The organism is Seonamhaeicola marinus, assembly GCF_008085455.1.
In genome coordinates this window covers 1-463 of the sequence record NZ_VSDQ01000638.1, presented here as the reverse complement: position 1 = coordinate 463, position 463 = coordinate 1, and the positions used below count along the sequence as shown (strand labels likewise).

Genomic DNA, 463 nt, shown 5'->3' with positions numbered 1-463 from the left:
TGATATGCGGATTTGCAAATCTGTTAACGAAATTTCGTTTTTATTCATTGCCCAAATAGTATCTCTTAATTCATTTATAGTGTCTTTTGTAAAACTACTTATGCCTGTTAACTTATTGGTTAAATTGGTGTTTGAAATTTTGAAACCGTATTGTAAATTTTCAATAGACGATATTATGAATGTAAGTTGTGCGCCAATATTATCATGCAAATCTCTTGAAATTCTTAAACGTTGGTCTTGTAATTTATTTTGAGTTTCAATTTTTGATAGTGCTTCTTTTAACTGGTTTTCTTTTTGAAGTTGTTTGTTTTTTAATTTTTGTTGTTTATATACCAAATACCCAAAAACTGATAGTACAATAGCTAAAACACCAAGCCCTAGTAATTGCATGTTTTTTCTATTTATATTAAGTTCTTTTTCTGCTATTTGAGCACGTTGCGCTAGTATTTCTTTTTCTTTTTTA

Annotated in this window: 1 protein-coding gene; it reads right to left on the bottom strand. The window is 27.6% G+C overall.

Annotated features, from left to right (window positions below):
- On the bottom strand, window positions 1-463 hold a 463-nt coding region (locus FUA24_RS10955), incomplete at both ends, for a histidine kinase (protein ID WP_148542225.1).